Below are 25,415 nucleotides of genomic sequence, written 5' to 3'. Positions count from 1 at the left end.
CATTTGCTCCCTTGAAACAAGTTTATCCATTACGCTTAAATGTAGACCTATTACCTTTAATTTCAACAAAAGGCTATCGAAAACTAGTACAATACTAATTTTCAATAGCCTTATTTTATGAATTAAGATGAAGTTGGTGTTAATAAAAATTTGGGCGCTTTCCAAAGCTCTGTCCATTTTTTGATAGCCGTAATAACAATTATTAAACCTAGTACCAACATTATAATCGACAATATACCGTTCAGTACATTGTAACCAGCAGCTGCTGAATTCCAATACACATTCTTAATCATCCAATAGCCTGCTACATTCACTGTGACATATAAATAAGCCAAAGGAATAAAGCATGTTAGCGCGTATATTCGCTTGTCTGCTACTTTTAGCACCATTGTGACACCACATACCAACCCAATCGAAGCCATTAACTGATTCGATACACCAAATAGTACCCAAATGGAACTAATGTCCCCAGAATACAATAAGTAGCCCCACATAAAGCATGCTAGTGCACTCGCGATAATCGTACCTGGAATCCAATCTGTACGCTTTAACGGCTTATAAACATTTCCACCAAAATCTTGAATTAAATAACGTGCTACACGTGTTCCTGCATCAATGGCAGTTAAAATAAAGACCGCTTCAAACATGATGACAAACTGATAGAAAAAGGAGGACATTTCAGCGAACCATGGAATACCTGTGAAAATATCAGTCATTCCTACAGCAAGGGTAACAGCACCACCTGTTCGACCTTCTAAATCCATTCCTATGCTTTGGGCTAATGTTTGTAAATGAACCGTTTCCATACCTAATGTTGCAAAGACAGCTGGTGCTGAATTAATTGCAAAATAATCTGCAGGATGAAGGGCTGTCGCAGCAATTAATGCCATGACGCCTACTAATGATTCCACTAACATTGCACCAAAACCGACAATTCGAATATCTTCCCAACGATTAATCATTTTGGGGGTTGTCCCTGAACCAACAAAGGCATGGAAGCCGGAAATCGCACCACAAGCAATAGTAATGGAAACGAATGGCCACACTGGACCCGCAATGACAGGGCCACCCCCATGAATAAACTCTGTAATTGGTGGGAATTGAATCATTGGATTTACGAAGAACACACCAATGATTAAGGCAATAAATACGCCAATTTTCATAAAGCTACTTAAATAATCACGCGGCGCTAATAATAGCCAAACAGGTAAAGCTGCGGCAAAAAATGCATAAATAGGTAGAATAATAGCTAAAGTATCACGATCAAACGTTAAAAAGTCTCCAAAAGCTGTTCCTTGAATCATTGGGCCCATAAATACACCGATCATGAGCAATATAAAGCCAACAGTAGAAGTGACAAGTAAATTGCCCGTTTTTCGATATGCTATACCAATCAGCATTGCAATGGGTATCGTAATACCTACTGCAAATGTTCCCCAAGGATTACGCTCTAACGCCCCAAGGACAACCATAGATAGCCCGGCCATGGTAATCGTAATAATGAATAGCATGGCAAGTCCTGTACAGAAACCTGCGACGGGACCTAACTCCTCTTTCATTACTTCAGATAACGATTTACCGCCATGGCGCATAGATGCAAATAACACAACGGCATCATGTACCGCACCACCGATTACTGCACCTATTAATAACCAAAGTAAACCAGGCAAATAACCAAATTGTGCTGCTAAAATTGGTCCTACTAACGGGCCAGCAGCAGCAATTGCCGCAAAATGGTGCCCAAATGTTACCCATTTATTCGTCGGAACATAGTCTTTACCATCTTCCAAAGTGTGCGCCGGGGTGGGTGTATCATCTGTAATTTTCAAGACTTTCTTTGTAAAGAATATGCCATACAAACGATAGCTAATCATAAGTACACAAATGGAGCCAATTACAATTGTAATCGCATTCATTCCATCACTCCTTTTACTTTTTTCACATCATAGCAAAAGAGTTAAACAAATATTCGTTAAATTCACTGAAATGTCAGAATTTAAAGTTAAAAGGAGACTTTCATGGGTTGAGATGCACTTATTTTGATAAGTCAAAAATCTTGCGAACGTCCTTCATGTATAGGCGACTCACTGGTATCGAATGCCTATTATGTAAAATCAAATTATATTTAGCGCTACTCCAGGGCTCCAGTTCTACAATATGCTCTAAATTGACGATAAACGCACGATGTACGCGTATAAAACCTTTTAAAGCAAGCTTTTTTTCAAGTGATGCTAAAGATTCTGAAGCAAAATAGCTCCCTTTGTCAGTGACAACAATGGTCTTACTATCTTCAGAAGTACAGTACAAAATTTCTTGTATGTTAATAAGTAAAATTCGATCATTAATAAACACGGTCAGCTTATCAAGCTTGTCCAATTGCAGATTTTTTAACGCTTTCATCGTTTTTTCATGTGTAGCATTTCTTTTCGCCGTTAACCTTTCCACTGCATGCTGAACACGCTCCGCTTCAAAAGGCTTCAACATATAATCAAATGCATTCACTTCAAATGCTTGTAATGCATACTCATCATAAGCCGTTGCAAAGATAATTTCAGGCTTATGTACTGTTTGCACAAGCTTCTTCGCTAAATCCAGACCATTCTCTACGCCCAGTTCGATATCTAAAAAAACACAATCTATTTGTGTAAATTGAGAGTTACTTAATAATTCCTCTATATTATCTGCTTCTCCTCTGACCTCGACTAGCTTTGTTTGCTCTAGTAAATAACGTAACTCAGCTCGTGCTAACGGTTCATCATCTACAATAAATACATTCAACATGTTTCTACTCCCATCTTGTGGCTTTTAAAGGTAGTTGAATTTTAATTTTTGTCCCAACATCTAACGTACTTGAAATTTGAAAATTTGCTTCCTTGCCATAAATTTCATGAATACGCTGATAAATATTCCATAAGGCTGTGCCCGTTCCTTGTTCCGATTGCATAATACTTTTTCCGAGCTGTTTAACTTGCTCTTTCCTCATGCCACAACCATTATCCTCAGTTAGCAGTAATAGTTTATTACCGACTCGTTGTACCTTCACTAAAATTTTGCCTTCCTTGCGATTTTTAAACGCATGATAAATTGCATTTTCGACAAGTGGCTGTAAAGTAAAAGGAGGGATGTGCACATCAAAAAGTGTCTCATCTAGTTGAAATTGCACTTCATAGCGATTAGGAAATCTGGTCTGCTCAATCGACAAATAAGCCTCAATATGGTCGATTTCATTTTTTAACGGGATGAGCATTTGACGAGCTCCTTGTAAATTGCTTCTAAAAAATGTACTAAGTTTTAACAATAATGCTCTTGCCTCATTTGCATCTGTTCGAATTAAGCTTGAAATCGTGTTTAAGCTATTAAAGAAAAAGTGAGGATGTACCTGTGCTTGAAGTGCTTTAATTTCAGCGTCCTTTAATAGTTTGCGTTGCCTTTCAATTTCAGCATATTCAAGCTGTGATGAAAATAGCCGACTTAGCCCCTCTGCTAGCTCCTTCTTTACTCCTGTTAATGAAGCTGCATTCATAAAATAAAGCTTTAAAGTGCCTACCGTTTGATGCTGTACCTTTAATGGTAAAACTATCGCTGCATTTAATGGACAGTCATCGTGTGGACAATGGATTTCTTTTGCAGACGTAGCAGTAATAATACGCCCCTCTACTAAAACCCGTTTCGTAAGTGCCGTCATGATTTGACGATGAATTAAATGGTGATCTTCACCAACTCCGACGTGTGCCAAAATTCCCTTAGTATCCGTAATGGCTACTGCATCGACCTTTATTTCTCTTTTGATTATTTTTGCAACTGTCTGACAGGATTCTTCATTCAACCCTTTGCGAAAATGCTCGATAGTAAGCTGAGCAATGGAAAAGGCTTGGTGTGTTTGTAATGCCTTTGTACGTTCTTCTTCATCAATAACCGTTTTAATAATCATGAAAAATAAAAAGATCCCAAAGGCATTCATCATAATCATTGGCAGCGCAATTAACGACACTAATTGTAATGCCTGTTCAAAGGGCTTCGCTACGGCTAAAATAACGATCATTTGCAAAGTTTCTGCACAAATTCCTATAATGACAGCCTTTTTATAGGCGAAAGTTTGACGAATTTTTAACTGCTGACTTAATCCTCCTGTGATAAATCCCGCTAGGATTGTCGATACACCGCATGCAATGGCAGTAAAACCACCAAGTGTAATGCGATGAATCCCCGCAATTATGCCAACACATACTCCAACAAAGGGACCACCAAATATTCCTGCAATAGCCACACCGATTAGTCTCGTATTTGCAATGGCCTCTTCCGCATTTATATTACTATGTATCATCTGATGAAGTGGATGGATTGTACCTCTTTCAATTTTAATGCCCGTATAGCTACTGATAATACTCAAGGCACTGAAAATGACGACAAGCCATATTTTTTCTGTAAATCCTTGTTCTTGGAATAGCATTTCTCTGAAGAGGCGCCATCTTGACATTAAAAAAGCAAAGACGATGATAAGGCCTACCCGCTCCAACATAAACAAAAACAGATCCATCATAGGTCCCCTCCGCTATTGCATTACTTTTTAAAGAACAATTTATAAGATGAGTAACCAAATACCTCTCCAGGATTAATGCCATCTATCGCATCTAGTTGATGTTGTTCAAATTGATTGGACACCATTTCCTTCAACATCACAGATGTCATTACATCCTGGGCTAGCTCCTTTGGATATAGCCATTTCGCTTCTAGCAATTCATTTTTTTGAATATATAATGCCTGTTGTTCGTCACTCATCCTACAATAAAAAATGGCCATATTATCACTGATTTCCTCGCGAATAACCCCTGTACGGAAACCAATCAATCCAGATACGACACAATCGATACCTGTCTCTTCTTTTATTTCTCGTACAACTGCTTCATCAATTGTTTCACCTGCATTGACAAAACCAGCAGGTAAAGACCAACGTCCTTGTAAACCACTATATGCTTTTTTTACAACGAGCCATTGCCCAAGCGCATTGACAGTGACCCCTGCCACCCCTAGCCAAACTTTCCCTCTATCCATCTTCATACCCTTCACCTCTATGTCCTTATTATAACTTGTCAATTTCTATTGTTAGAAGCATTAATTCAGAATTTTAAGATATTTAATATTTCACATCCTTCTCCACAGTCAAAAGCCTCTTTCGCAAAAATGCGAGAGAGGCCATTAAATTTTTTCACAGTAGCTTTTAAAGGACCAACTAAACATAGTGCATGTTATGTATGCCTTTTTCTTGCTGGCACTAATTGATAGTTAGGTTACCTTTCAAGAACGTGAACAAACACATATTATGGCTAAGCGATAACGTTTTACACTTCCAAATGCTCAATACTCCAATTAAGATTTAAAATGTTTTTTAAATTAGTCACTTGTTCTTCTCCAATGATATTGACCAGTTGCTGTTCAATTTCTGATTTATAAAGCTCATTTTTCTCAAAGCATACTTCACCAAATTCTGTCATACGAATGACTTTGTGTTTTTTACTATGTTCGGCATTGCTAACCTCTACCAATCCTTTGGCTTCTAAACTTTTTATAAATTTATGAGTGGCTTGTCGAGAAAAATCAACGCCTTTAGTTACATCAGAAATCGTCGGTTGATCCTTATAAATTTTTCCTAAAATATACCATTCCGAATTAGAGATATAGATATTATTATTATTATTCCACTTATCTTCAGCAAGTCGTCGAAGTATTTCGTGACGTTCGCTCAACAAATCAACTACATCTCGATTTTGCAATTCGTCCTCCAACTAATTCACCTTCATTCCATATTTTTCGTAATCACTATACAAAAAAAAATACCATTCGTCAACTAAGTTGACAAAAGTCATTTAATTGCTTACAATTAATTTAGTCAACCAAGTTGACAATAATGTTTGATGGAGGGAATATACATGTACAATGTTGGCGATGTAGTCATTTATTCATCACATGGACTTTGTTCAATTGAAGATATTTGTGAACAAACCTTTAGCGACATTACAAAAACTTACTACGTTTTACAACCACACAATGATTCAAAATTAACTATTCGTACCCCTACTGACAATGCAAAAAAACAGCTTAGAAATATTATTGAAAAAGAAGAAGCTATTCAAATTTTACACTCATTTACGTCTCCTGGCGTGGAATGGATTGAACAAAACACACATCGTATGAGATTTCACGTAGAAATTATTAAAACCGGCGATAGACAAAAGCAAGCAAACCTCTTAAACACTTTGCTTCGTAAAAAGTTTGAATATGAGGCGAACGAAAAAAAATTCCCAAATCAAGAAGAAAAATTACTACAATCTTTACAAGAAGTCATCTTTTCAGAATTCTCCATTGCACTAGATAAACCTTCAGATGAAATTTATGAATATGTATTAACACAGCTTAACTAAGCTTTTTTGACGGTACATAAAGAAGCCACGATTATTTCTCTCCAGAAATTATCGTGGCTTCTTTCATAGTCAATCAATCTTTTAGCGCATGTGTCACATCCATATGAATGAAAACACATTTGGATTGCCGCACTTTATTTTCTCGTTGCTAGAATAATCCACTCCATCAACATTAAGACCCCGATTCTAAAAGAGGAATAATTACGCGTCTAGAACCAACCATTGCTTCAAGAATGCGCCTTTACAATCTTTCAGTCTGTCACAATAATATTCTATATCGCCGCTCAATGATTGTCCGACCTTTTTCGTTAATTCATAAACTTCAGTTCAAAGTTCTCCATAATAACTAAAAGACATATATATTGCCCCTCCTTATATTACCGCACAAAATTCCTAATATATGCCACAAAACTAGTGAAAGATCTTTCTTTCAAACAAAAATAATGCTATAAAACCAAATGAATAAATTAAAGTGACTAACAAAATATGGCTGTACATTTCTACTATAAGATAAAAAAGCCCCTTTCATTTATCATGTTTTGCAACATCACAAATCAAAGAAGCTCATTATTCACACCCCTTGTTAGGCATATATAGGGCTAACAAGGGGTGTGTACATATCAATTTTACCTGTCTTTTATCATCCACTAAATACTTTTCTTAAACATCAATCACAAACCTCAGGCGTACCTTCACGCTTTGCCGCTTTAAAGCTTGTGCCACAGCCACATGATGCAATCGCATTCGGATTATCGATGGTGAAGCCACCGCCCACAGCCTAACTATCAAGAATGTTGTTAAATCAACGTTTGTTTATGTTTTGATGGATTGTAAATCACAGAGTGGATTGTGTATCCCTCGCCTCTATGATTGTGTATATCGCTGATTTGATTGTACCCTAAGTAACATAGAAAAACCATTTCTAAATGTGGTTAGTCGTTTCCTTAGCAACTTCAATTCATGTGGTTGATACAGGTCACCTTTATATATAGGAAGATAGCCTATCAATATCGGAACCCCCCCCCCTACCACCTGTTCAAAACACGCTTAGGAAACGCCCGAAGATTCCATCATCTTCACTCAGAGGAAGCTCATAGGACGTTAACAGCTCCACAGATGATATGTAAGGATTGCATGAACTACAACTTAATACTGTTATTTAATCTTGTTACAACAATCATCTCAAAATAAAAAAGAAATAAACACTTAGTTTATCCTGTTTTTTGCTATTCTTATTCTATTGTATCCTTAACGTTCGACTTGCTCTGTAAGCTTATTGAAACTTAATCAGTTGACTTCACTGGAATACTCACAATGTGTTCTATGACCTTTCATAAATACCTCTTATGAGCTGTTACATTTTCTTTCTAATATTCTCTATTTTTTGCTCATTTTCTTCCATTTCAGCACTTTTAGTATTAGATATTTCCTCTGACAAAAGTTTAATTTGCTCCATCAAAAAAACTAAACTCTCACAAGTTACCTTTTCTTTTATCACATCTTCTTTAGTGTATTCCATAGGCTTTAAATGCACTAAGCTATTTCTGGCTTTTAAAAAAGGTTTTATTTCTCCCCAAGCAGAATGAGTAATAAAGGACTGACCTACAACCATTTCCATAAACCAATCTATTTTATCAGTTGTTGATAGTTTACTTAAAATAGAGTTTATTTTATTTAAAGAAAAGTCATAGTTCAACACTACTTCTGAATATAAATAGTGGTTAATAAACCCTTCAAATATTGAAAAAATTTCAAATAAGAACATTTCAGGAAACTGTTTAACTAAATCATTATCTGAAGATATATGCTTTAATAACTCATCAATTTTCGCATAACCATCTGTAACTACAGATACTAGTGTGTCATTACTAAACTGATTCTCATCATTAATATAATTTAAAACTTTTATAATAACTGAGTTCTTATCATTTTCAAATTCATTTTCTAAACCAAGGTGCACTACTATTTGAGGAAAGATTGATAATGCGATTTTACTAAGCATTTCTTTAATTTCTTCTTCATCAGATTTTTCTTTTGCTATTGCCATTTTAAAACACCCCTTTGAATAATTTTTGAAATTTAAGAATAAATTTACGTAAATAACTGTGTACCTTCCACTCAATCACGAATATTTTTCAAAAGATGCTATCTTTGAAACAATAATAGCAATTGTATAATTTAATGAAAATCCCTGTTCGTTTAATTAGTCATTTTCATTTCGTGTGGTTGATACAGGTCACCTCTATTTAAAAAGACACCATACCTCAATATTGGAAACCACCCCCTTTGTTCATTTATTTTCTAACGTATAATAAGGAGGATTTAAGTATCAATTCCCCTTCACTTTTAATTCTAAATTCCTTTGTTTCAATTCAATTGTAAAACATCCAAATACCATTCCTATCAAATATGGTAAACTCATCCATTTAAGTAGGGTATCAATAGTTTGTTTGACTAACTCTTTCTCTTCACTTATTTTGAACATATCAATAACTAAGCTTGTAGATATGTCAGATAAAAAGAAGCTATATGAAATAGTAGAAAATATTGCTAAAGAAAAATAAATAGCAACCTTTAACTCACTAATATTATTATCAGGAGAAGTATATATAATAAGATTCATTACAATAATCGACAATATTAATGTTACCCATCCTAAGAAGTCGTTTGAAATAAAAAGATACTTCTTTGTGACTTCCATTAGATGCATACCACAGAAACTCCAAAAAAATGCCACTATAATTGGGGATAATAAAAATAGTAAGCTATATTTAAACCAATGATTTATATACTTAAAAACAAAAGCTTTTAAAGAATAGTAAAAAATAAAAAATAAGATTATTAACATCATCCAAGAAATTAACTTTGAATATTCACTTAATAAAAACCTACTTATTACTAGAGAGTATAATAAAGCAATCCCCAATATAGCTAAATACCTATATTTATCAGCTTGGATAAATTCTCCCTTATTTTTAATATAATAGTACATATAAAATAAAGGACCTACAAATATTGCAAATAATATGACCCTAAAGATTAAATGCAATTTCACTCCCAAAAATATTGTTACCACAGCAAAAGACATACCAAAGATGAAATATAATTCAGTTAACTTATTATTGTTTAACATGTTTATAAAATAATTTTTTACCCAATTAAATATTGAATATATTATTTTTGTTAGTTTATTCATTTCACACCACTCTCATTGAATATCTATATCTAACACTTCAATAACACCAAGAAATATTTTGTGAATCAAATATAACATTTTCAAAGATATAAACATGTAGTTTATACCATTTAATCATTAAAAGTTACACTCAAAACACCAAAATCTAACCACAACTCTATCCGTTTTTTCTTAATCTTTGATTTAAATATACTTTAACTTCATAATGTTGTTATCGTATCGCTTCATTTCCTTTTTGGTGTGCGTGTAGCAGGTAACCCCAATTCTTTATTCAACAACCTCAATATATCGGAAAATACCCCTACATCCTTGCCATGTCGCACTCTAATCGTCCATCAGACAAGCTTCTGACCTTCGCTGATCAAAATAGCTTCTAGGGACACGCTACAAGTTTGCTATCCCCCTAGATAGCCATCTATTACTCTGTGTCAAACTCAAAATAAAACGATGATTTTAACTAGATATTCAATAAAAATTTTTTAATCAAAAATGTCTTTTCTGTATCACCTATGTTCAATTCTCTATCAAAATAATTAAAGACTTTCCCTCTACTAATACTAAATTCTATATCTGTCTTGTCTGTGTCATATACTGTACATTCCATTTCAAACGAATTTTCGGTTGGTGAATCATAAACAAAAACAGAAGTTAATCTTCCTCTAATCATTAAACTATGTACATCAAATCTATACTTCAATTCAACCCAACTATTATCCTCGGGAATAATATTTTCTTCTTCGTAAACTAATGTATTTGTAGAATATCGAACTAAATAATCAGTCGACTTCAAAAAATACCATACAGCATCTAGTAACTCTAAGCATTTTTCAAACGAAGGAGGTTCAGCATCCCTATGTTCAATATCATTTCTAATTATTAATAACTGTTTCATTAAAAAAGGTCTAACAATACCGAAGAACTCTAATAACTCTAAATACCCCTTGGGTTTCCCTTCCAAATTAATATTCTTAAAATTATATATTTTCTCAATGAGTTGTAGTCTTTGGTTTAAAGCCCTTTTTAAATTTGCAATTCCATCAGATAGGTGAAACCCCGATTCATTATTTTCTATCAAAGACCTTGCATGTTCCCACACTTCATACGCCCGTTTCAAATCCACAATATTTAGAACAATAGATGATTCAGTTTCATATTCAAGATTAAAAACATCTTTACTTATCCATTTATTTGTAGTTACCAAACAATATGCCTCCTTTTATATCTACCACCCAATTTATGATTTTAAGATTTCTACTATAAGTATTTATCAATCATTTTATCGTTTACCGATAGATAGTGCTTATTAATTGTTTCAAGATTCTTATGACCACTTTGCTTTGCGATTGTTGCTAGGTCTGCTCCTGCTTCGTGCATGGCTGAAATCTGTGTCTTACGTAGCGTGTACGGTGCAAAGCCTAACCATTTATGAATCGACTTCCTATAGGCAATATCTGAAACCTGTGAGCTTGTATAATTGTTATGCTTATCAACCTTACCTACAAGATAGCTTTCTGATTCCAAACCATAGGCATTGATATAATCTTTGATAGCGTTGATACATTCAAGTGTTAATCGCTTTGTATGCCATTCCTTTTGTTTCTTTAGGTAAACCTTCACCGAACGATTATTTAAGTCAAAATCACCGATTTTAATAGTGACCATTTCAGAAGGTCTACAAGCTGTAATTAAGTTGAATAGAGCTATCGCTTTCGCTCTCACATCAAGTTTCTCAATCAAGGCTATCATTTCTTCTTTTGGTTGGGCTACTTGACCACTCACTTGTTTTTGCTGTGCGTGTTCAACATCATTATACATTTGACGTAATAAGGCTATACGTTGCTTGTTAGCTTCTGTTTCAACTAACCCTAGCTCATTGACTAGGAAATGTTTCACGCTTGCTGACCTGCGATTAAACGTGTTTAACTTCCTTCCTTGTTCAATTGTATATAATAGGTAGGCTTCAAGTCCTACGAACGATACGTCTACTCCTGCTACTGTTGCATATTTTTTAAAACGCTTAAAGTCACCTTGATACATTTTAGACTTTTTTTCAATTTGCTCTTTGATTTTCGTATCAACTTTTCGACCTTCAATCATTTGAGTAAGTTGAATTACTTTTTCTCCCATGATATTCACAACCTTTTTTGTTAAATTATCCAAAAAAGTATATCATTCTCAAGTTATGAAAAGCAACCTTTTCGTAACTTGATAATCATTCTTATTGGTATATTTAGAGAATGAGCATCTAGGGGTAGCGTCAGAATAATGCAGATTTACAGCGCTAATATACACGATTTTATGCAAAGCAAAAAACAAACCAAACAAGTAAAAAGACTGCTACATCAACCGTTTGCGTCACTTGTATAAGAAAAGCCACAAAACGTTGATGTATCAACATTTGTGACTTTTAAGTTGGTTTCTAAACTTTCATTTTTTGAACGTTATTTTTTATAGCCTTGTATAGCTTAAGAATGTATTAATAATACAAAAATAAAAAGTGCAACAATTAGACTGTTGCTCCTTAAGGTAAAATAATATACATTATATGTCTTTCATTAATCGTACACCTCAAAAATACCAAATTGCAAGTGCAAACATATGAATATCTAATAGACTCTCTCAAAACGCTCCTAAATAAGCTCTTACAACCAAACAAAAACAATAAACATACAGATTTTACAAGTAAAATTAATAAAATACGTACACCTCCTTGTAATAATAAACAGCTTAAATCAAAAGCCACAAAAGCTAGAACATCAACTAAATCAACCAAAGGTAAAATAATATACATTATATCCCCTATTATTGTAATAAAAATCCAATTAATATAGCATATCAAACCTTCCAAAGCGAGTTTTGGGGACAATTCTTTCCTTAACGTTGTAAATTCGTATTTTTCTGATGATACCCCATCTAGTCGCTATCGTTAGCATCCTAGTTTATCTATGTAAATATCTGTTCATAATCATTCGCTTTAAGCAATGGCACATTTTCACTTATGTACCGCTACTTATTTATCTATCTATTCAACAGAGCAACTAATACAGGTTTATGATGTGATTCCTCTACCATAGCGATTGATTAGATTAGTAGCGGTTTATACCTGCTCGTATCGGTTGAAGTAACAGTGACATGAATCTGTTAGAGACAAACAAAAAAGGCAGAGCATACACTCTACCTCCCAAATTTTTATTCTTCATCATTTTCAATATGTTCAATTAAAATGTCACTATAAGTATCTAATAATCTTTGTACACTCTCTAAACTTGGTAACTGTAAATTAGTTTCATCTTGTTCTGAATCATTTGTTGTAGTTTGTTTATCGACTTCAACTCTAGTTCCCCTAATCATTAATTCAGCCATATATTCAAACGCTCTTTGGTGTTTTTCATATTCTTCATGGTCATCAATATAACCACTTTCATTTAAAATTCTTTTTACTGTATGTTCTTTTATCGCCATTTGATTTGTTGCCATATTATCTAGAATTACCTTTTTAATTTCATCATCCAAATCTATTTCATTTTCTCTTTGTCTATCTTCAAGTTTTATTTTTACATACTTTGTAACTTCAGTTATAAATAATGCCATCAACTTAAAGTCAACCAAACTATCTAATGCAACTTGATACCATTCAGAACCTTTATCAAAACCAACTAACTTAACTTTCCCATTATTATACATTACCGTAGAAAAAATAAAATTCAATTGCTTTGTAAAGTCTGCTACATCTTCAAAATATTCATACTTCGGTAATTTAATCGCATATATGTAATTATATTTTTCTTGGCTTGACCTAGTAAGTGATTCGACATGAAATAGTAAATCAACTTTATTAAGTATAGAGTTCAATGCATCATTGAACTCTTTTATTTCTGTATTTGTATAAGCACCTATATTTTCTTTCAATGAGTTCATTTCTACATGAAAGTAATCAAATAATCCTGCCTCATCTAGTGTCACTTTTATAAATTCTAATAAAGACTCATCACTATGTTTTCTCTTTTTCTTATAATCAGAGAGTTCTTCATTAGTTTTCACAATTATATTTATATAATCTTTGAAATCTATAATTTCATTCTTTAATGCAATAAGTTGTTTCTCTATTTCTACAAACCTCATTAATATATTCCCCCTTCAATTAATTTTCATCATACAGATTAACCCATCATTTACCAACAAGAAAAGCATATATTAAATGTTATACGTCTAACTAATCCCCGAATCGTCTGAGGGCAGTTGAGAGAAAGAAGTAAGGAAAAGCACACCACCGCCACATAGATTGTGTGCTTCTTTTCAAACTAATATATTGTTTTTCTATTTGGTTTAACTGAATGGTCTCCCGCTATTGGTTTATCTTGATAATTCCCAAAGTAAATCACATCAGGAATAACCCCCAATTCAACAATTTCTTTTGGAGTTTTATCTAATTCACCTATTAATCGCAACCTTTTATCTGTAAAGAAAAGTCCACTAGGCATACAACTTTTTGCTTTTAAAAGTCTTGCATAATCGTATGCTAATTTCACTTTTTCCATCAGAGCATCAAGTTCATTTAGTTCACCTTGCAATTTTTTTACTTCTTTTTTTGATTTAGAAGTCTCAATTCTCTTAAAACATTCAAGTTTACTTTCCAATAATTTTAACTTTGTAGTTTGCTCGAAACCATATTCATAAAGTGACTTATAATGCACTATTAAGTCCGAATAATTGTAATAATCAAATTCCACATATGGCATAATACCATCAGTGTAAGCTAATATAAATGTGTCATTTGGGGTACGATAACGTTTCACTATTCCTCCATTCGGAAAAATAAAATGTACATTACTTTGGTTATTGGCATCCTCTCTATGACATATATGAAGATTTGATTTTCTATTGTTATACTTATCTCCATCAATGTGGTCTACAAAATCTGTAGAAGGTTTATCTAGCATCTTCATCACCACTCGATGAAGGTATACTTTTTTACCAAGAGTTTTATCATTGGCAATTGCATAGCCTTGTTTGTTTCGACAGATAGTATATTTTTCTAGTATGGCTCTGTCTTCAGCATCAAATATAAACGGAATTGCATTATCATCGTTGGGGTAAACTTTTAGAATGTCTCCTTCTTCTTTAATAAAGTTCCCTCGGCTTCTCTTTTTCTTCTCGGCAACGTTCACCTTTACTTCTACTTCATTTTGAATTGTATTAATAGTCATTTTTAAAAACTCCTTTAGTCTTCGCCAAATGGGTCATCTTCTTCTAATAATGATTGTTCAAATCCATTCATAGGAGTTGTAGTCACTGGCGATTTCTTTTTTGTTTTGTCTTGAAATGTTACGAATAAAATATCAGTTTTACTAATTTGATTAACTAGCTTTTTTGCCCGTTCTATCTTGTCTTGAACAATGGCTTTTAGCTTTTCATTAGTCGAAAGAATCTTAATTCTTCGCTGTGCCACTTCTAATAGCTTTTCTTCTTCAGGTGCTAATAGATGTGTTTTCTTTCTTCTTTCAGCAATAGCAACCGTATAGTAATGGTCATTTTCTGGATAAATTGTTTTATCAGGGTTTTCAAAAGCCCAAGTTGCAATCACCACTTGATTAGCATATTCATAGAAACCTTTTCTTTCAGCTAAGGGTGTTTTATCATATCCTAAAATTCCGTCATAATACTTGCTATTCTCGGCTTTTTCATAAGCAACAGAAGCCATGGTCTTATCCTTCTGTTCAATTGGTTTAATCGTATATTCATTAATCTCTTGCTTCTTAGAAGAACCTTCGACATAGTTGCCACGATTAACAAATATCAATTTACTTGAGACAGCTTCTTTAATTTTGCTTTTAGCTGTTCTCTCTGAGCATTGAAGTAACTTTGCCCAGCGTGTATAAGGGCATTTGAAGAAGCCCTCTTGATAATTAGCCCATCGAGAAACACACACATAGATATAAAGCATGTCCACATCATTAACTGACGTTATAACTTCATACGGTACTTGTGTATGATACTCTTGGTTCTCAGGCATTGAAAAGATTAGTAGGTCTTTACTCGAAGCACTCTGCCACTCTGTATTATTAATAACTAATGGTGTCTTTTCTAATATTTCTTCTAATGCACCATTTAGTTTCTTAACTATAGTATCTCGCTTAGCCCCATATATCCCTTGTAGCTGTTGAATCAAAACATCTCTGTTAGTAGCAAATGTTTTCTCAAAATTTAGTTGTGAATTAATTAGTACATATAGATATAAACCATCACTAGAGATATGTGATTCTCCATTTTCAGTAATTAACCTATTTTGTACTTTTACAAAATTCTTATCATTAATTTTTATTGCTCCTCTCTTGTTCTTTCTTTAATAAGGTTCTTTCTTTAAACTGGGTAATAAAGGTGTCATGAAGATACTCAAATGTAGGTTGATGATGGAAAGTCGAGGAGCTAAATGAACCAGTAAATTGTTATCGATAAACAATAAAAAGACACCCTTAAACTAATGTTTAAAAGTGTCTGTCATTTGAAATGTTTTGGTTTACGTTCTTGTATTCTTAGACCAAATTCTCAAAACAACAGATTACTCCTAGCATAGTCAAGTCCATAAAAAAGTTCATATCTAATAAGCCTGTTACGATACATAAAAGGCAAACTTAAATAAACCCTTTGAAAAGGACTTCAAAAACCTATTTGACTGTACTAGGCACTATCTCATTGTCGAGATGTATGTTCTGCTGTATGTGCCTAAAAACCTTACACTATCTATTATATGTTATTTTGCTATTTTTGAACGTGTTTTTTGAAAAATAGTTTTATTAAAATGTTTGCCCGATACCTACTTCAACGTATTTCTAGCTAATATGAAGCCAGAGTTGAGGACAACAGCTTGGTGAAAAAATGACTGACTACATCACAGAAACAAATATTCTTGAATCTACGGTATAGACAGCCATTATTAAAGTAATCTTATTGCTTCTTATTCAGCATATTCATCACAGGTGAATAGTTATCATGCGTCTTACGTAAATCGTCTGTATCCATTTGGATGTATCTTCGCATTGTCCTAATATCGCTCCACCCCCCCATCTTTTGAAGTGTGAATGAATCACAGCCATTGAGCGTCATATTCTTTGCCCATGTATGACGGTAAACGTGAGCAGTAACCTTCTTACCCTTGATTCCTGCTTTCTCAGCATAAAATTTTAAGCGTTTATTGAAATGATTTTGTCCCAAAGGCTCTCCCCATTGTGATAAAAAAATCCTATCCGTAGTGAAATGCTTCTTATTCTCACCTAATAGCTGTATAAGCATTTTGACTGAATGAGCTGACATTGGCACAATGCGTGGTTTACGATTCTTATTCACCTCAGCTTTGAGCGTTATGAAGCGTGTCTGAAAGTCTATATCAGCCGCCCGTAAGCTTAGTAGCTCATTTGCTCTAAGTCCGCAATCTAATAGAAGCGTCATTGCAACATAATCACGAAAGCCAACGTAATCACGCTTCTCAGGCTGTTTGAAAAGCTCCTTCACTTCTTCATCGGTAAAGCAATTTGTCAGGTCTATATCTTGCTTTATAAGCCTTACAGACTCCATAGGATTAAACGCTATCAATCCCTCACGCTCTAAATGGTTGAACATGGCTTTATAAACTCTTAATCGAATGTTGATTGTTGTATCAGCCAACCCTATTCCTTGTTCTTCCTTAATGAATTTATGCCCTTCATACTTTTTGGCATCATACTTGAGATAGTTGATATAATCACGAAAAATTTGTGGTGTTAGTTCATCAACTGTTTCAATCTCATAGGTCTGCTCTAACCATTTAACAAAGTAACCCCAATCCTTGTGGTAGTCCTTCAATGTTCTCGCACGCACGCCCTCAGCACTTTTAGCAGAAGTTACAAGGTCAATAGCTTGCTCAAATGTAATCTTTGGGTATTCCTTCTCCATTGCCATTTTACCGATAGCTGTTCGTTTTCTCTTTTTTAAAACCATACAAAAAAGCCTCCTCAATTTGTTATGTTTTTGCAACATACAAATCAAAAAGGCTCGGTATTCACAACCCAAAATACGCTATTTTAGGGTTGTGTTTACATATTATCGGGATTGTGTACACACCTATTTTAACTGCAATTTACAATCCTTCTTCAACATTTATATCAAGCTCAATCAGTCACAAACTTCAGGCGTACCTTCACGCTTTGCCGCTTTAAAGCTTGTGCCACAGCCACATGATGCAATCGCATTCGGATTATCGATGGTGAAGCCACCGCCCATAAGCGATTGTTTATAGTCAATTTTCGTTCCCGTTAGAATAGGCGCATCTTCACGGGTAACAAGAATAGTTAAACCGTATTGTACATCTTCTAAATCATCATCTTTTTTCTCTTTATCGAAATGCATACCGTACGATAGGCCACTACATCCACCACCATTAACAACCACACGCAAAAAAGAGCCTTGCTCCGCATTATGCTCCATCATTTCATTAATATGAAAGACGGCAGCCTCCGTCACTTCTATTACTTGCTTTAAACTTGTCATCCCTTCACCTTCTTTCTTATTCATTATCATATCAATTTTGACTATTGTATGACAAACATTCAGCTTCAAGTGTATTTTTTGCAATATTGCCGTTTTTTTCACTTAATTAGTTTTTTTTATTCATGTACTTAACAAATGAATTGGTATAATAGTTATAACAATGTTGATGAAAGAGGTATAAATTATGGAGATTTCACCGTATTACGAAAAAAAAGTCCAATGTCTTAATTGCAAAAAAGAATTTCCAACATTAAAAGTACGCTCTAAATTCATAAAAGTAGATCATACCGAAACAGATTTTCATCCGATTTATGCAGACGGCGTCAATGCCCTTTACTACAATGTATTCGTCTGTGAGCATTGTGGATTCTCGTTTACAGAAGACTTTACTAGATATTTTGCTCCTGGCGTACAAGATGATATACGTGCTCAAATCACTGAAAAATGGGTGCATCATGATTTTAAAGGAGAACGCACCGTATTCCAGGCTATTCAAGCATATAAATTGGCTTTTCTTTGTGGAACGATAAAAAAAGAGAAATTTGTAGCAACAGCAGGTCTTGCATTGCGTCTTGCATGGCTGTATCGTTCGCTGAAGAATGGCGGGCAAGAGCAGCGTTTTATGTTAATTTCCCGGGACCATTATATGGAATCTTATTCTACAGATGATTATAGCTCTACGCAAATGTCAGATATACGAATTATGTATATGATTGCAGAATTATCACGACGTGTTGGTGATTTAGAAAATGCGACACGCTTCTTTTCAAGAGTTATCGAAAAGCAAAGCACTGGTGGAGAAGCAAAAATCATTGATATGGCTAAAGAACAATGGGCCATTATTCGTAAAGAAAAAGAAGAAGCACGTCAAGCATAAACATAAAAAAGTTCTAGCCATGTTAGTTGGCTAGAACTTTTTAAGACACACGAATTAGAAAACCTGTTCTACTTCAATAATACCTGGTACTTCTTCTAATAATGCGCGTTCGATACCTGCTTTTAGTGTAATCGTAGAACTTGGGCAACTACCACATGCACCTAATAAACGTAATTTTACAATGCCATCTTCTACATCTACTAATTCACAGTCTCCACCGTCTCGTAATAAGAATGGACGTAATTTATCTAATACTTCTTGAACTTGGTCGTTAATTGTTGCTTCTGCCATTTGTCTCGACTCCTTTCCTTATAATGATTATAATGTTAGCAACAGAAAAAATCCAATATTGAATCACGGGGAGAGAAATACTATGGAACACACTAAACCAATTATTGAAATTTTTGGAACAGCTGTCATTTGCGCAAGCTGTGTTAATGCTCCATCTTCAAAGGATACATATGAATGGCTACAAGCTGCTATTGATCGCAAATACCCGAACCAAGCATATGACATTCGCTATGTCGATATAGAAGGTCCAATTGAGAATGAACGTGATCAAGATTATGCTACGCGTATTCAAGAAGATGAATTTTTCTATCCCCTTGTACTCATTAATGACGAGGTGGTTGGTGAAGGCTATGTGCAATTAAAACCAGTCTTGACAGCACTTGAAAATTTAGGATTCACGCCAGACGAAACCGTATAAACGAATGAAAGGGATTGTTCGAAGTTAACCTTCGAACAATCCCTTTGTCAATGCTAGTAATTTCGTTCAATTCTTAATCGTTTTGGTATTTATACATCCATAGTAATCCGGATTTCATTAAACGTGCAATACGTCCAGTGACAGTTGTATCTGCTAAATAAGCAAAACCTTGTTTTTTACCAAGAGAACCCATGAAACCTTTTAATTTAATATCTGGCATTTTCTCCGGTAAATGCTCACCTTTCCAACGCATGCGAAGTACTTTGACAATTTGTTCTGCTTGTTCCTCTGCTAATTGTGCACTTGGAGAAAATTCCGAAGAGGCGCAATCTCCTACAACATATACGTGCTCATCATCAAGTACATTAAAGTATTGTGTTACGATTGGACGACCTTGACGATCCTTGTCGACATCCAAATCACGGACAATTTTCACAGGCTGTACGCCAGCAGTCCAAACGACAGCATCAAGTGGGATTTCCTCTTCGTGATTGAAAATTTTACCTGGTTCCACTTTTGTAATATTGGAATTTGCGATAACATCTACATTATGTTTGGTAAACCATTCTTTTACGTATTTACTTAGCTTCTCTGGGAAGTCCTTTAAAATACGCTGGCCACGGTCAAATAATTTTATGTTTAAATCTGCTCGACTTTCACGTAGCTCACTTGCAAGCTCAATACCACTTAAACCTGCACCTACAATACCGACAGTAGAACCTGCAGGTAATCCACATAGCGCTTGGAATGTAGCACGTGATTTTGCCATTGTTTGAATGCTATATGTGTACTCTTCTGCACCCGGTACATCATGATATTTATCTTCACAGCCTAGTCCAATGACTAAATCATCATATTCAATTCGTTGCCCATCTTCTAGTATGACTACTTTTTCTGTACGATTGATGTCAACGACTTCTCCATATACAGCCGTTAAACGATCATGCTCTGGGAAGCTTACACGAATTTCTTTATCTGTCGAAGTCCCTGCTGCCAATGCATAAAATTCTGTTTTTAAACTATGGAAAGGTGCTCGGTCTACTAGCACGATTTCCGTGTCTAAAGGTAAGTTATTTGGTAATAGACGAAGCATGACACGCATATTGCCATAGCCGCCACCTAAAAGTACTAATTTCCCCATAATAGTCTCCTTTTATATCACTAATTATAATTGTTCACAAAGTATCCACAAACGAGTATAACCGATTGTGAGATGTTTCACAATATAAGAATGCAAATTTGTGAAAGTTTTCACAAAATCAATCGTTGACGAACGTTTCAAAAGCGAGTAGCATTACAATGGCGAGGTGACATTATGAATCCAATGATTGAATTTTGTGTAAGTAATTTAGCAAATGGCTCTCAAAAAACTTATGAAATACTCGAACGCGATCCAAATATCGACGTTTTGGAATATGGCTGCCTTAGTTATTGTACGAAGTGTTCAGAATCCTTTTACGCCATCGTTAATGGTGATTTAGTAGAGGCAGATTCTCCGGAAGAGCTAACAAAAGCCATTTATCAATTTATCGAAGAAAATCCATTATGGTAATTTTATTTACAAAAATCAATTCTTTTAAACATAGAAAAAGGATGTTTATGTCGAAAAATTCGACATAAACATCCTTTTTTATATTTTATAGTAATGTCTCAAGACAATAAGTTGGTTGAAGTTCTTTCTCATGGACAATTTTTGTCGGAGTCACACCTGTGTTAACATGGATTGTATCACAGCCGAAGCGTATACCGCACATAATATCCGTGTCATAATTATCGCCAATCATCACCATTTCATCTTTTGTAAAGCCATGTTCTGTGGCAATCACTTCAAGCATAGCAGGTGATGGTTTACCAATGTAAGTTGGCTCAACATCTGCAACTTCCCCTACTAAACGTGCAAATGACCCATTCCCTGGTAAAAAGCCATACTCTGTCGGAAATTTAATGTCTTGATTAGTTGCAATAAATGTAGCGCCGTTTTGTACAGCAATTGTGGCCTTAGCAAGTGCCATATAATCCAGTGTTCGATCAATTCCCATTACAAAGACATCTGACTCAGTGTCTACAAGTTCTATTCCTTCATTATATAACGCCGTTAGGATACCATCCGAACCCATCATCGCTACTTTTTGGCCAGGAAAATTTAGGGCTATATATTTCGCAGTTACCAATGCACTTGAATAGATATGTTGAAGTGGTGCATCTACACCAATAGCACGTAAAGCCTCTTGTAGCTGCTCTCTCGTTTTCGATGAATTATTCGTCACGTAATAAGGCTCGATTCCCGTTTCCTGTAATCTTTGAATAAAAGCAATCGCTGAAGGAATGCCTTCCTTCCCGCGGTACACAGTGCCGTCTAAATCAAAGCAATATGCCTTATAGGTTCTCATTGATGATCCTCTGGTAAAAATGCTGAAACAGGACCTAGCTCATTCGTTACGTAATTATTTACTGCTGTTGAAAACTGTTTTAATGTTGATAAACTGATTGTTAAGACATTCACAACTTCTTCAACATCTACATTTATAAATTCACGAACAAGCATTTTGCGTAAGCCAACAACTGCTTTTAAAGAAGCTTCCATTTCAGTAGTTACGACTTTTTCATCGATTAAAATATCAATAATATCTTTATAGCTACCTGGATCACGCATTATGAAGCCATCAATCATTAAGTTACCAACATCCATCATTGATTCCATCACATTATGGCCGATTCGCTCGATTGCTAACTTTTTAATATCATTTTGTAGCCAGTTATCCTCTGCCTCAAAAATCGCTAATAGTTCATCTAAGTACTGTAAATTTTTTGTGATTTTATTACGATCTACAAAATACACAAGGAAAGCCCCCATTCAAATCATTTAAAGTTGATAGTCATTTCTCTTCTATAGTACCATATCTATAGGACTGGAAGGAGATTAAAAGATGGAACGATTTTTCTTATATGATGATGTAGAAGATACAAAAACACGCTTTGTCAGTTTTGCAGGACAAAAGCTTCGTTACGACTTAGCGATTTTACAATCAGGCCGTTTCTTTGGTAAAGTGCTTGTGATGGACATTCAATTTGGCCGCTTCGCTATACTTGGTCCAGACGATGTGGAAGAGCCTGGCTACCTTGAACACGTATACAATCGCTCAGAAGAAGAAACAGTCGAGCTGCGTGAATATTTACGAGAATTACTTAACTAACACCCTACACATGGGTGTTTTTTTAATGTTTACTGTGCCCAGAGTATAAGCGACAAAATAGACACTGTAAACCCTCTCATTCAATCAGTGGAGGTTCTTGTGGTGGGCGGCTTATTGACCGATATTGAGGGAACATTTCGGCTCTAATATATCCTAATAAACACTACAGCCTTCCCTTATTTCCTACATAAAAAGTACTATGGATTGTTTGATCCATAGTACTTTTTATTATTTATTGATAATGGATGGATTGTCTTTATTGTGAGGCTTATCTTTATTTTCATTATCATGTTGTTTCTTTGCTTGTTTATTTTGTCCAATTACGCCTAAATCATCAACACTAATATCAAAACCATATCCGTATTCTTCACGATCTAATTGTCTTTTTTTTCGTTTCTCATTAGCCAAAATAATCACCTCCACTACATAAATTAACCTTATTCATGTGATTTATACTTGTGAAAAAACAATTATAATCTGGCTAATTATGCAGTTACGTCTTCTATAATCCAATCGACAGCGCTGATTAAGTCCGGGAAAATTGCATCAGCAAGGGGATCACTTTTTCCGAGAAAAACGCCTTTTGTACCTGCTCTTTTTCCTGCAATAATGTCTGTATCAGTATCTCCAACCATATAGGATTTCACTAAATCAATATTGTATTTTTTACCTAAATCAACTATTAATTTGCTATTCGGCTTGCGACAAGCGCAGCCGGCCTTTGGTTTATGCGGGCAATAAGCTACTTCATGTATAATTGCCCCTTGTTTTTTCAATTCATTTATCATATGGACATGTATTTGTTGGAGTTTCGATTCCTTCATAAATCCCAATCCAACACCACCTTGATTGGTCACTACAAATACAAAATCAAAGTACTTATTCAATTTTTTAATTGCTTGTGGAACAGCTGGTAAAAAATATAGATCCTGCGGTTTATTCACAAACTTAACTCGATTCGTTAACACTTCATTTATTACGCCATCACGATCTAAAAAGACAGCTCTTTTCATTTATCTCACACCTTCATGCCAAAATTAGTTTTCACAGTACGTCATTCCTTTTATATTGTTACCAATTTTATAAAACCTACCAATATAAAAAACCTGATGCAAATTTTCACATCAGGTCATGATCATTATTCTGTTATTTGTGGGTCTTCAATAGGCATTGCCACTTCGGTTGCTTCGTCCATTGCCATTTCAGGTTGCTGTATTGATTTACCACATTTACGTAAGACGAAATAAGCACAGCCAAAATTACAATACTCATATAAGTAATCTTGCAGTGTACTGATTTTTGTATCAAAGGTTGATTTTTGATTTTTATCATCAAAAAAGCCTTTTAAACGTAACTGATTATAACCCCAGTCCCCTACAATATAATCATATTTTGCTAAAATATCCGAGTACCGTTCTTTAAATAAGTCCTCTTGAAAAGCCTCTCGGAAATCGTTGATAAGCTCGTATTCATATCCTTCAATAATAATCAAAGTGACACCACCTTTCTTTTCTAACGTTTAACTTTACACATCTGCTTGTAGCTGGCGCTCTTTTGTTGCTGCATTCACTTGCTCATCCGCATGATAACTACTACGTACAAGCGGTCCTGCTTCGCAATGCTTAAAACCCTTTTCCATTGCAATTTTGCGTAATTTACCAAATTCTATTGGAGAATAATATTTTTTTACAGGTAAATGCTTTTTCGTTGGTTGTAAATATTGACCAATTGTCATTATGTCTACGTTATTAGCACGCAAATCATCCATAACCTCTAAAATTTCTTCGTGTGTTTCTCCTAAGCCAATCATTAATGATGACTTCGTTGGAATGTCTGGTTGCATTTCTTTAGCTAAACGAAGAAATTCTAACGAACGCTCATACTTGGCACGCGCGCGTACTCTTGGCGTTAAACGACGGACAGTTTCAATATTATGATTTAAAATATCTGGCTTAGCATCCATTAAAAATTGAAGGTTTTCCTCAATACCGCCTAGGTCAGATGGTAAAACCTCGACAGAAGTGAAAGGGCTTTTGCGACGAATCGCACGTACCGTTTCGGCTAATACCTCTGCACCACCATCTTTTAAATCGTCACGAGCAACCATTGTAATCACAACATGCTTTAAGTTCATGATGGCTACAGAATCTGCCACTCGTTCTGGTTCAGCTAAATCTAGCTCATTCGGTAAACCTGTTTTTACAGCACAGAAACGACAAGCACGTGTGCAAACGGAGCCTAAAATCATCATGGTAGCTGTACGGCGTTCACCCCAGCACTCATGAATATTTGGACAGCGTGCTTCTTCGCAAACTGTGTGTAGATTTTTTTCACGCATGAGCTTTTTTAGCCCTTTATATTCATCGTTCGTGTTTAGTTTGATTTTTAGCCAGTCTGGTTTTCTTAAATGTTCTTCTTTTTCATTGCTTGTAGGTTTACAAGATGTCATACAAATTTCGCCCCTATCAAAATTATATATTGTTAAATATCATCTACC

Annotated in this window: 27 protein-coding genes and 2 pseudogenes; 5 read left to right on the top strand and 24 right to left on the bottom strand. The window is 34.8% G+C overall.

The genetic code is table 11. The features are described 5' to 3' along the window. Window positions 1-122: 122 nt before the first annotated feature. The 5 genes from ACOMCU_RS10600 to ACOMCU_RS10580 form a co-directional block, all read right to left on the bottom strand. Complete coding sequence (locus tag ACOMCU_RS10600) at window positions 123-1,916, bottom strand: carbon starvation protein A (RefSeq protein ID WP_010857489.1); 1,794 nt, start codon at window positions 1,914-1,916, stop codon at window positions 123-125. Window positions 1,917-2,034: 118 nt separating this feature from the next. Continuing rightward, window positions 2,035-2,781, bottom strand: coding sequence for a LytR/AlgR family response regulator transcription factor (locus ACOMCU_RS10595; protein WP_421050137.1), 747 nt, complete (start codon window positions 2,779-2,781; stop codon window positions 2,035-2,037). Between the two features lie 4 nt (window positions 2,782-2,785). Beyond that, on the bottom strand, window positions 2,786-4,537 hold the full coding sequence (locus ACOMCU_RS10590; RefSeq protein WP_421050165.1) for a LytS/YhcK type 5TM receptor domain-containing protein: 1,752 nt from the start codon (window positions 4,535-4,537) through the stop codon (window positions 2,786-2,788). A 23-nt stretch (window positions 4,538-4,560) separates the two neighbouring features. Beyond that, the gene (locus ACOMCU_RS10585; RefSeq protein ID WP_036129752.1) at window positions 4,561-5,058 is read right to left on the bottom strand and encodes an NUDIX hydrolase; all 498 of its coding nucleotides are present in this window, start codon (window positions 5,056-5,058) and stop codon (window positions 4,561-4,563) included. A gap of 281 nt (window positions 5,059-5,339) precedes the next feature. After that, window positions 5,340-5,771, bottom strand: a complete 432-nt coding sequence (locus ACOMCU_RS10580) for a MarR family winged helix-turn-helix transcriptional regulator (protein ID WP_230491812.1) — start codon at window positions 5,769-5,771, stop codon at window positions 5,340-5,342. Window positions 5,772-5,927: 156 nt separating this feature from the next. Here ACOMCU_RS10580 and ACOMCU_RS10575 point away from each other — a divergent pair, with 156 nt between their 5' ends. Then, a complete protein-coding gene (locus ACOMCU_RS10575) occupies window positions 5,928-6,419 on the top strand; it encodes a CarD family transcriptional regulator (RefSeq protein WP_010857484.1) in 492 nt (163 codons plus the stop codon). 129 nt (window positions 6,420-6,548) lie between these two features. On the opposite strand, the pseudogene ACOMCU_RS10570 reads toward ACOMCU_RS10575, so the two are convergent. The 11 genes and pseudogenes from ACOMCU_RS10570 to ACOMCU_RS10520 form a co-directional block, all read right to left on the bottom strand. Further along, window positions 6,549-6,776: pseudogene (locus tag ACOMCU_RS10570) on the bottom strand (class I SAM-dependent methyltransferase); the annotation flags it as partial. 310 nt (window positions 6,777-7,086) lie between these two features. Further along, window positions 7,087-7,194: pseudogene (locus ACOMCU_RS10565) on the bottom strand (iron-sulfur cluster assembly accessory protein); the annotation flags it as partial. 579 nt (window positions 7,195-7,773) lie between these two features. After that, window positions 7,774-8,466, bottom strand: a complete 693-nt coding sequence (locus ACOMCU_RS10560; RefSeq protein WP_421050136.1) for a hypothetical protein — start codon at window positions 8,464-8,466, stop codon at window positions 7,774-7,776. Window positions 8,467-8,748: 282 nt separating this feature from the next. After that, window positions 8,749-9,615, bottom strand: a complete 867-nt coding sequence (locus ACOMCU_RS10555) for a hypothetical protein (RefSeq protein ID WP_421050135.1) — start codon at window positions 9,613-9,615, stop codon at window positions 8,749-8,751. Between the two features lie 457 nt (window positions 9,616-10,072). Next, a complete protein-coding gene (locus ACOMCU_RS10550) occupies window positions 10,073-10,816 on the bottom strand; it encodes a hypothetical protein (protein ID WP_421050134.1) in 744 nt (247 codons plus the stop codon). Window positions 10,817-10,869: 53 nt separating this feature from the next. Beyond that, window positions 10,870-11,742, bottom strand: a complete 873-nt coding sequence (locus tag ACOMCU_RS10545; protein WP_421050133.1) for a tyrosine-type recombinase/integrase — start codon at window positions 11,740-11,742, stop codon at window positions 10,870-10,872. A 1,062-nt stretch (window positions 11,743-12,804) separates the two neighbouring features. Further along, entirely contained in the window at window positions 12,805-13,737 is a 933-nt protein-coding gene (locus ACOMCU_RS10540) for a hypothetical protein (protein WP_421050132.1), read from the bottom strand. 179 nt (window positions 13,738-13,916) lie between these two features. Further along, window positions 13,917-14,822: an HNH endonuclease gene (locus ACOMCU_RS10535; RefSeq protein ID WP_421050131.1), complete on the bottom strand. Its 906-nt coding sequence runs from the start codon at window positions 14,820-14,822 to the stop codon at window positions 13,917-13,919. A 14-nt stretch (window positions 14,823-14,836) separates the two neighbouring features. Beyond that, on the bottom strand, window positions 14,837-15,784 hold the full coding sequence (locus ACOMCU_RS10530) for a hypothetical protein (protein WP_421050130.1): 948 nt from the start codon (window positions 15,782-15,784) through the stop codon (window positions 14,837-14,839). A gap of 776 nt (window positions 15,785-16,560) precedes the next feature. Then, on the bottom strand, window positions 16,561-17,589 hold the full coding sequence (locus tag ACOMCU_RS10525; RefSeq protein WP_421050129.1) for a tyrosine-type recombinase/integrase: 1,029 nt from the start codon (window positions 17,587-17,589) through the stop codon (window positions 16,561-16,563). Between the two features lie 174 nt (window positions 17,590-17,763). Beyond that, entirely contained in the window at window positions 17,764-18,138 is a 375-nt protein-coding gene (locus ACOMCU_RS10520; protein ID WP_010857483.1) for a HesB/IscA family protein, read from the bottom strand. A gap of 184 nt (window positions 18,139-18,322) precedes the next feature. Between ACOMCU_RS10520 and ACOMCU_RS10515 the strand changes: the two genes are divergently transcribed. Continuing rightward, window positions 18,323-19,015, top strand: a complete 693-nt coding sequence (locus ACOMCU_RS10515) for a DUF2225 domain-containing protein (RefSeq protein ID WP_421050128.1) — start codon at window positions 18,323-18,325, stop codon at window positions 19,013-19,015. Window positions 19,016-19,069: 54 nt separating this feature from the next. On the opposite strand, the gene ACOMCU_RS10510 is transcribed toward ACOMCU_RS10515, so the two are convergent. Continuing rightward, window positions 19,070-19,306, bottom strand: a complete 237-nt coding sequence (locus ACOMCU_RS10510) for a NifU family protein (protein ID WP_010857481.1) — start codon at window positions 19,304-19,306, stop codon at window positions 19,070-19,072. An 82-nt stretch (window positions 19,307-19,388) separates the two neighbouring features. Here ACOMCU_RS10510 and ACOMCU_RS10505 point away from each other — a divergent pair, with 82 nt between their 5' ends. Further along, window positions 19,389-19,724, top strand: a complete 336-nt coding sequence (locus ACOMCU_RS10505; RefSeq protein WP_010857480.1) for a YuzD family protein — start codon at window positions 19,389-19,391, stop codon at window positions 19,722-19,724. A gap of 73 nt (window positions 19,725-19,797) precedes the next feature. Here the strand turns inward: ACOMCU_RS10505 and ACOMCU_RS10500 are convergent, their stop codons facing one another. Beyond that, entirely contained in the window at window positions 19,798-20,865 is a 1,068-nt protein-coding gene (locus ACOMCU_RS10500; RefSeq protein ID WP_010857479.1) for an NAD(P)/FAD-dependent oxidoreductase, read from the bottom strand. Window positions 20,866-21,039: 174 nt separating this feature from the next. On the opposite strand from ACOMCU_RS10500, the gene ACOMCU_RS10495 reads away from it, so the two are divergent. Next, the gene (locus ACOMCU_RS10495; protein ID WP_421050127.1) at window positions 21,040-21,276 is read left to right on the top strand and encodes a YuzB family protein; all 237 of its coding nucleotides are present in this window, start codon (window positions 21,040-21,042) and stop codon (window positions 21,274-21,276) included. A gap of 85 nt (window positions 21,277-21,361) precedes the next feature. Here the strand turns inward: ACOMCU_RS10495 and ACOMCU_RS10490 are convergent, their stop codons facing one another. Both ACOMCU_RS10490 and ACOMCU_RS10485 read right to left on the bottom strand, forming a co-directional pair. Next, entirely contained in the window at window positions 21,362-22,114 is a 753-nt protein-coding gene (locus tag ACOMCU_RS10490) for a TIGR01457 family HAD-type hydrolase (RefSeq protein ID WP_010857477.1), read from the bottom strand. After that, window positions 22,111-22,563: a DUF86 domain-containing protein gene (locus tag ACOMCU_RS10485; RefSeq protein ID WP_421050126.1), complete on the bottom strand. Its 453-nt coding sequence runs from the start codon at window positions 22,561-22,563 to the stop codon at window positions 22,111-22,113. Before ACOMCU_RS10485 ends, ACOMCU_RS10490 begins: the two co-directional genes overlap by 4 nt. Window positions 22,564-22,651: 88 nt before the next feature. Here ACOMCU_RS10485 and ACOMCU_RS10480 point away from each other — a divergent pair, with 88 nt between their 5' ends. After that, entirely contained in the window at window positions 22,652-22,918 is a 267-nt protein-coding gene (locus tag ACOMCU_RS10480) for a DUF3055 domain-containing protein (RefSeq protein ID WP_010857475.1), read from the top strand. 228 nt (window positions 22,919-23,146) lie between these two features. Here the strand turns inward: ACOMCU_RS10480 and ACOMCU_RS10475 are convergent, their stop codons facing one another. From ACOMCU_RS10475 to lipA, 4 genes are all read right to left on the bottom strand, one after another. Continuing rightward, a complete protein-coding gene (locus ACOMCU_RS10475) occupies window positions 23,147-23,326 on the bottom strand; it encodes a hypothetical protein (protein WP_010857474.1) in 180 nt (59 codons plus the stop codon). A 77-nt stretch (window positions 23,327-23,403) separates the two neighbouring features. Beyond that, on the bottom strand, window positions 23,404-23,931 hold the full coding sequence (locus tag ACOMCU_RS10470) for a D-glycero-alpha-D-manno-heptose-1,7-bisphosphate 7-phosphatase (RefSeq protein ID WP_421050125.1): 528 nt from the start codon (window positions 23,929-23,931) through the stop codon (window positions 23,404-23,406). A 125-nt stretch (window positions 23,932-24,056) separates the two neighbouring features. Continuing rightward, window positions 24,057-24,410 carry a YutD family protein gene (locus ACOMCU_RS10465; RefSeq protein WP_010857472.1) on the bottom strand — a complete coding sequence of 118 codons (354 nt, stop codon included), beginning with the start codon at window positions 24,408-24,410 and terminating at the stop codon, window positions 24,057-24,059. Between the two features lie 33 nt (window positions 24,411-24,443). Then, complete coding sequence (gene lipA / locus ACOMCU_RS10460; RefSeq protein ID WP_010857471.1) at window positions 24,444-25,367, bottom strand: lipoyl synthase; 924 nt, start codon at window positions 25,365-25,367, stop codon at window positions 24,444-24,446. Between the last annotated feature and the right edge of the window lie 48 nt (window positions 25,368-25,415).

Source organism: Lysinibacillus sp. UGB7 (genome assembly GCF_049058285.1).
Lineage (GTDB): Bacteria > Bacillota > Bacilli > Bacillales_A > Planococcaceae > Lysinibacillus > Lysinibacillus sphaericus_B.
Note: the sequence above shows the minus strand (reverse complement) of the source record. Positions and strands in the feature narration are given on the sequence as shown.

Excerpts from the sequence above, each read along its gene's own strand:
- ACOMCU_RS10535 (WP_421050131.1), bottom strand. The coding sequence starts at position 14,822 with ATGACTATTAATACAATTCAAAATGAAGTAGAAGTAAAGGTGAACGTT.
- ACOMCU_RS10575 (WP_010857484.1), top strand. The coding sequence starts at position 5,928 with ATGTACAATGTTGGCGATGTAGTCATTTATTCATCACATGGACTTTGT.
- ACOMCU_RS10515 (WP_421050128.1), top strand. The coding sequence starts at position 18,323 with ATGGAGATTTCACCGTATTACGAAAAAAAAGTCCAATGTCTTAATTGC.
- ACOMCU_RS10510 (WP_010857481.1), bottom strand. The coding sequence starts at position 19,306 with ATGGCAGAAGCAACAATTAACGACCAAGTTCAAGAAGTATTAGATAAA.
- ACOMCU_RS10505 (WP_010857480.1), top strand. The coding sequence starts at position 19,389 with ATGGAACACACTAAACCAATTATTGAAATTTTTGGAACAGCTGTCATT.
- ACOMCU_RS10595 (WP_421050137.1), bottom strand. The coding sequence starts at position 2,781 with ATGTTGAATGTATTTATTGTAGATGATGAACCGTTAGCACGAGCTGAG.
- ACOMCU_RS10590 (WP_421050165.1), bottom strand. The coding sequence starts at position 4,537 with ATGGATCTGTTTTTGTTTATGTTGGAGCGGGTAGGCCTTATCATCGTC.
- ACOMCU_RS10555 (WP_421050135.1), bottom strand. The coding sequence starts at position 9,615 with ATGAATAAACTAACAAAAATAATATATTCAATATTTAATTGGGTAAAA.
- ACOMCU_RS10480 (WP_010857475.1), top strand. The coding sequence starts at position 22,652 with ATGGAACGATTTTTCTTATATGATGATGTAGAAGATACAAAAACACGC.
- ACOMCU_RS10495 (WP_421050127.1), top strand. The coding sequence starts at position 21,040 with ATGAATCCAATGATTGAATTTTGTGTAAGTAATTTAGCAAATGGCTCT.
- ACOMCU_RS10560 (WP_421050136.1), bottom strand. The coding sequence starts at position 8,466 with ATGGCAATAGCAAAAGAAAAATCTGATGAAGAAGAAATTAAAGAAATG.
- lipA (WP_010857471.1), bottom strand. The coding sequence starts at position 25,367 with ATGACATCTTGTAAACCTACAAGCAATGAAAAAGAAGAACATTTAAGA.
- ACOMCU_RS10500 (WP_010857479.1), bottom strand. The coding sequence starts at position 20,865 with ATGGGGAAATTAGTACTTTTAGGTGGCGGCTATGGCAATATGCGTGTC.
- ACOMCU_RS10545 (WP_421050133.1), bottom strand. The coding sequence starts at position 11,742 with ATGGGAGAAAAAGTAATTCAACTTACTCAAATGATTGAAGGTCGAAAA.
- ACOMCU_RS10470 (WP_421050125.1), bottom strand. The coding sequence starts at position 23,931 with ATGAAAAGAGCTGTCTTTTTAGATCGTGATGGCGTAATAAATGAAGTG.
- ACOMCU_RS10490 (WP_010857477.1), bottom strand. The coding sequence starts at position 22,114 with ATGAGAACCTATAAGGCATATTGCTTTGATTTAGACGGCACTGTGTAC.
- ACOMCU_RS10585 (WP_036129752.1), bottom strand. The coding sequence starts at position 5,058 with ATGAAGATGGATAGAGGGAAAGTTTGGCTAGGGGTGGCAGGGGTCACT.
- ACOMCU_RS10525 (WP_421050129.1), bottom strand. The coding sequence starts at position 17,589 with ATGGTTTTAAAAAAGAGAAAACGAACAGCTATCGGTAAAATGGCAATG.
- ACOMCU_RS10520 (WP_010857483.1), bottom strand. The coding sequence starts at position 18,138 with ATGACAAGTTTAAAGCAAGTAATAGAAGTGACGGAGGCTGCCGTCTTT.
- ACOMCU_RS10600 (WP_010857489.1), bottom strand. The coding sequence starts at position 1,916 with ATGAATGCGATTACAATTGTAATTGGCTCCATTTGTGTACTTATGATT.
- ACOMCU_RS10540 (WP_421050132.1), bottom strand. The coding sequence starts at position 13,737 with ATGAGGTTTGTAGAAATAGAGAAACAACTTATTGCATTAAAGAATGAA.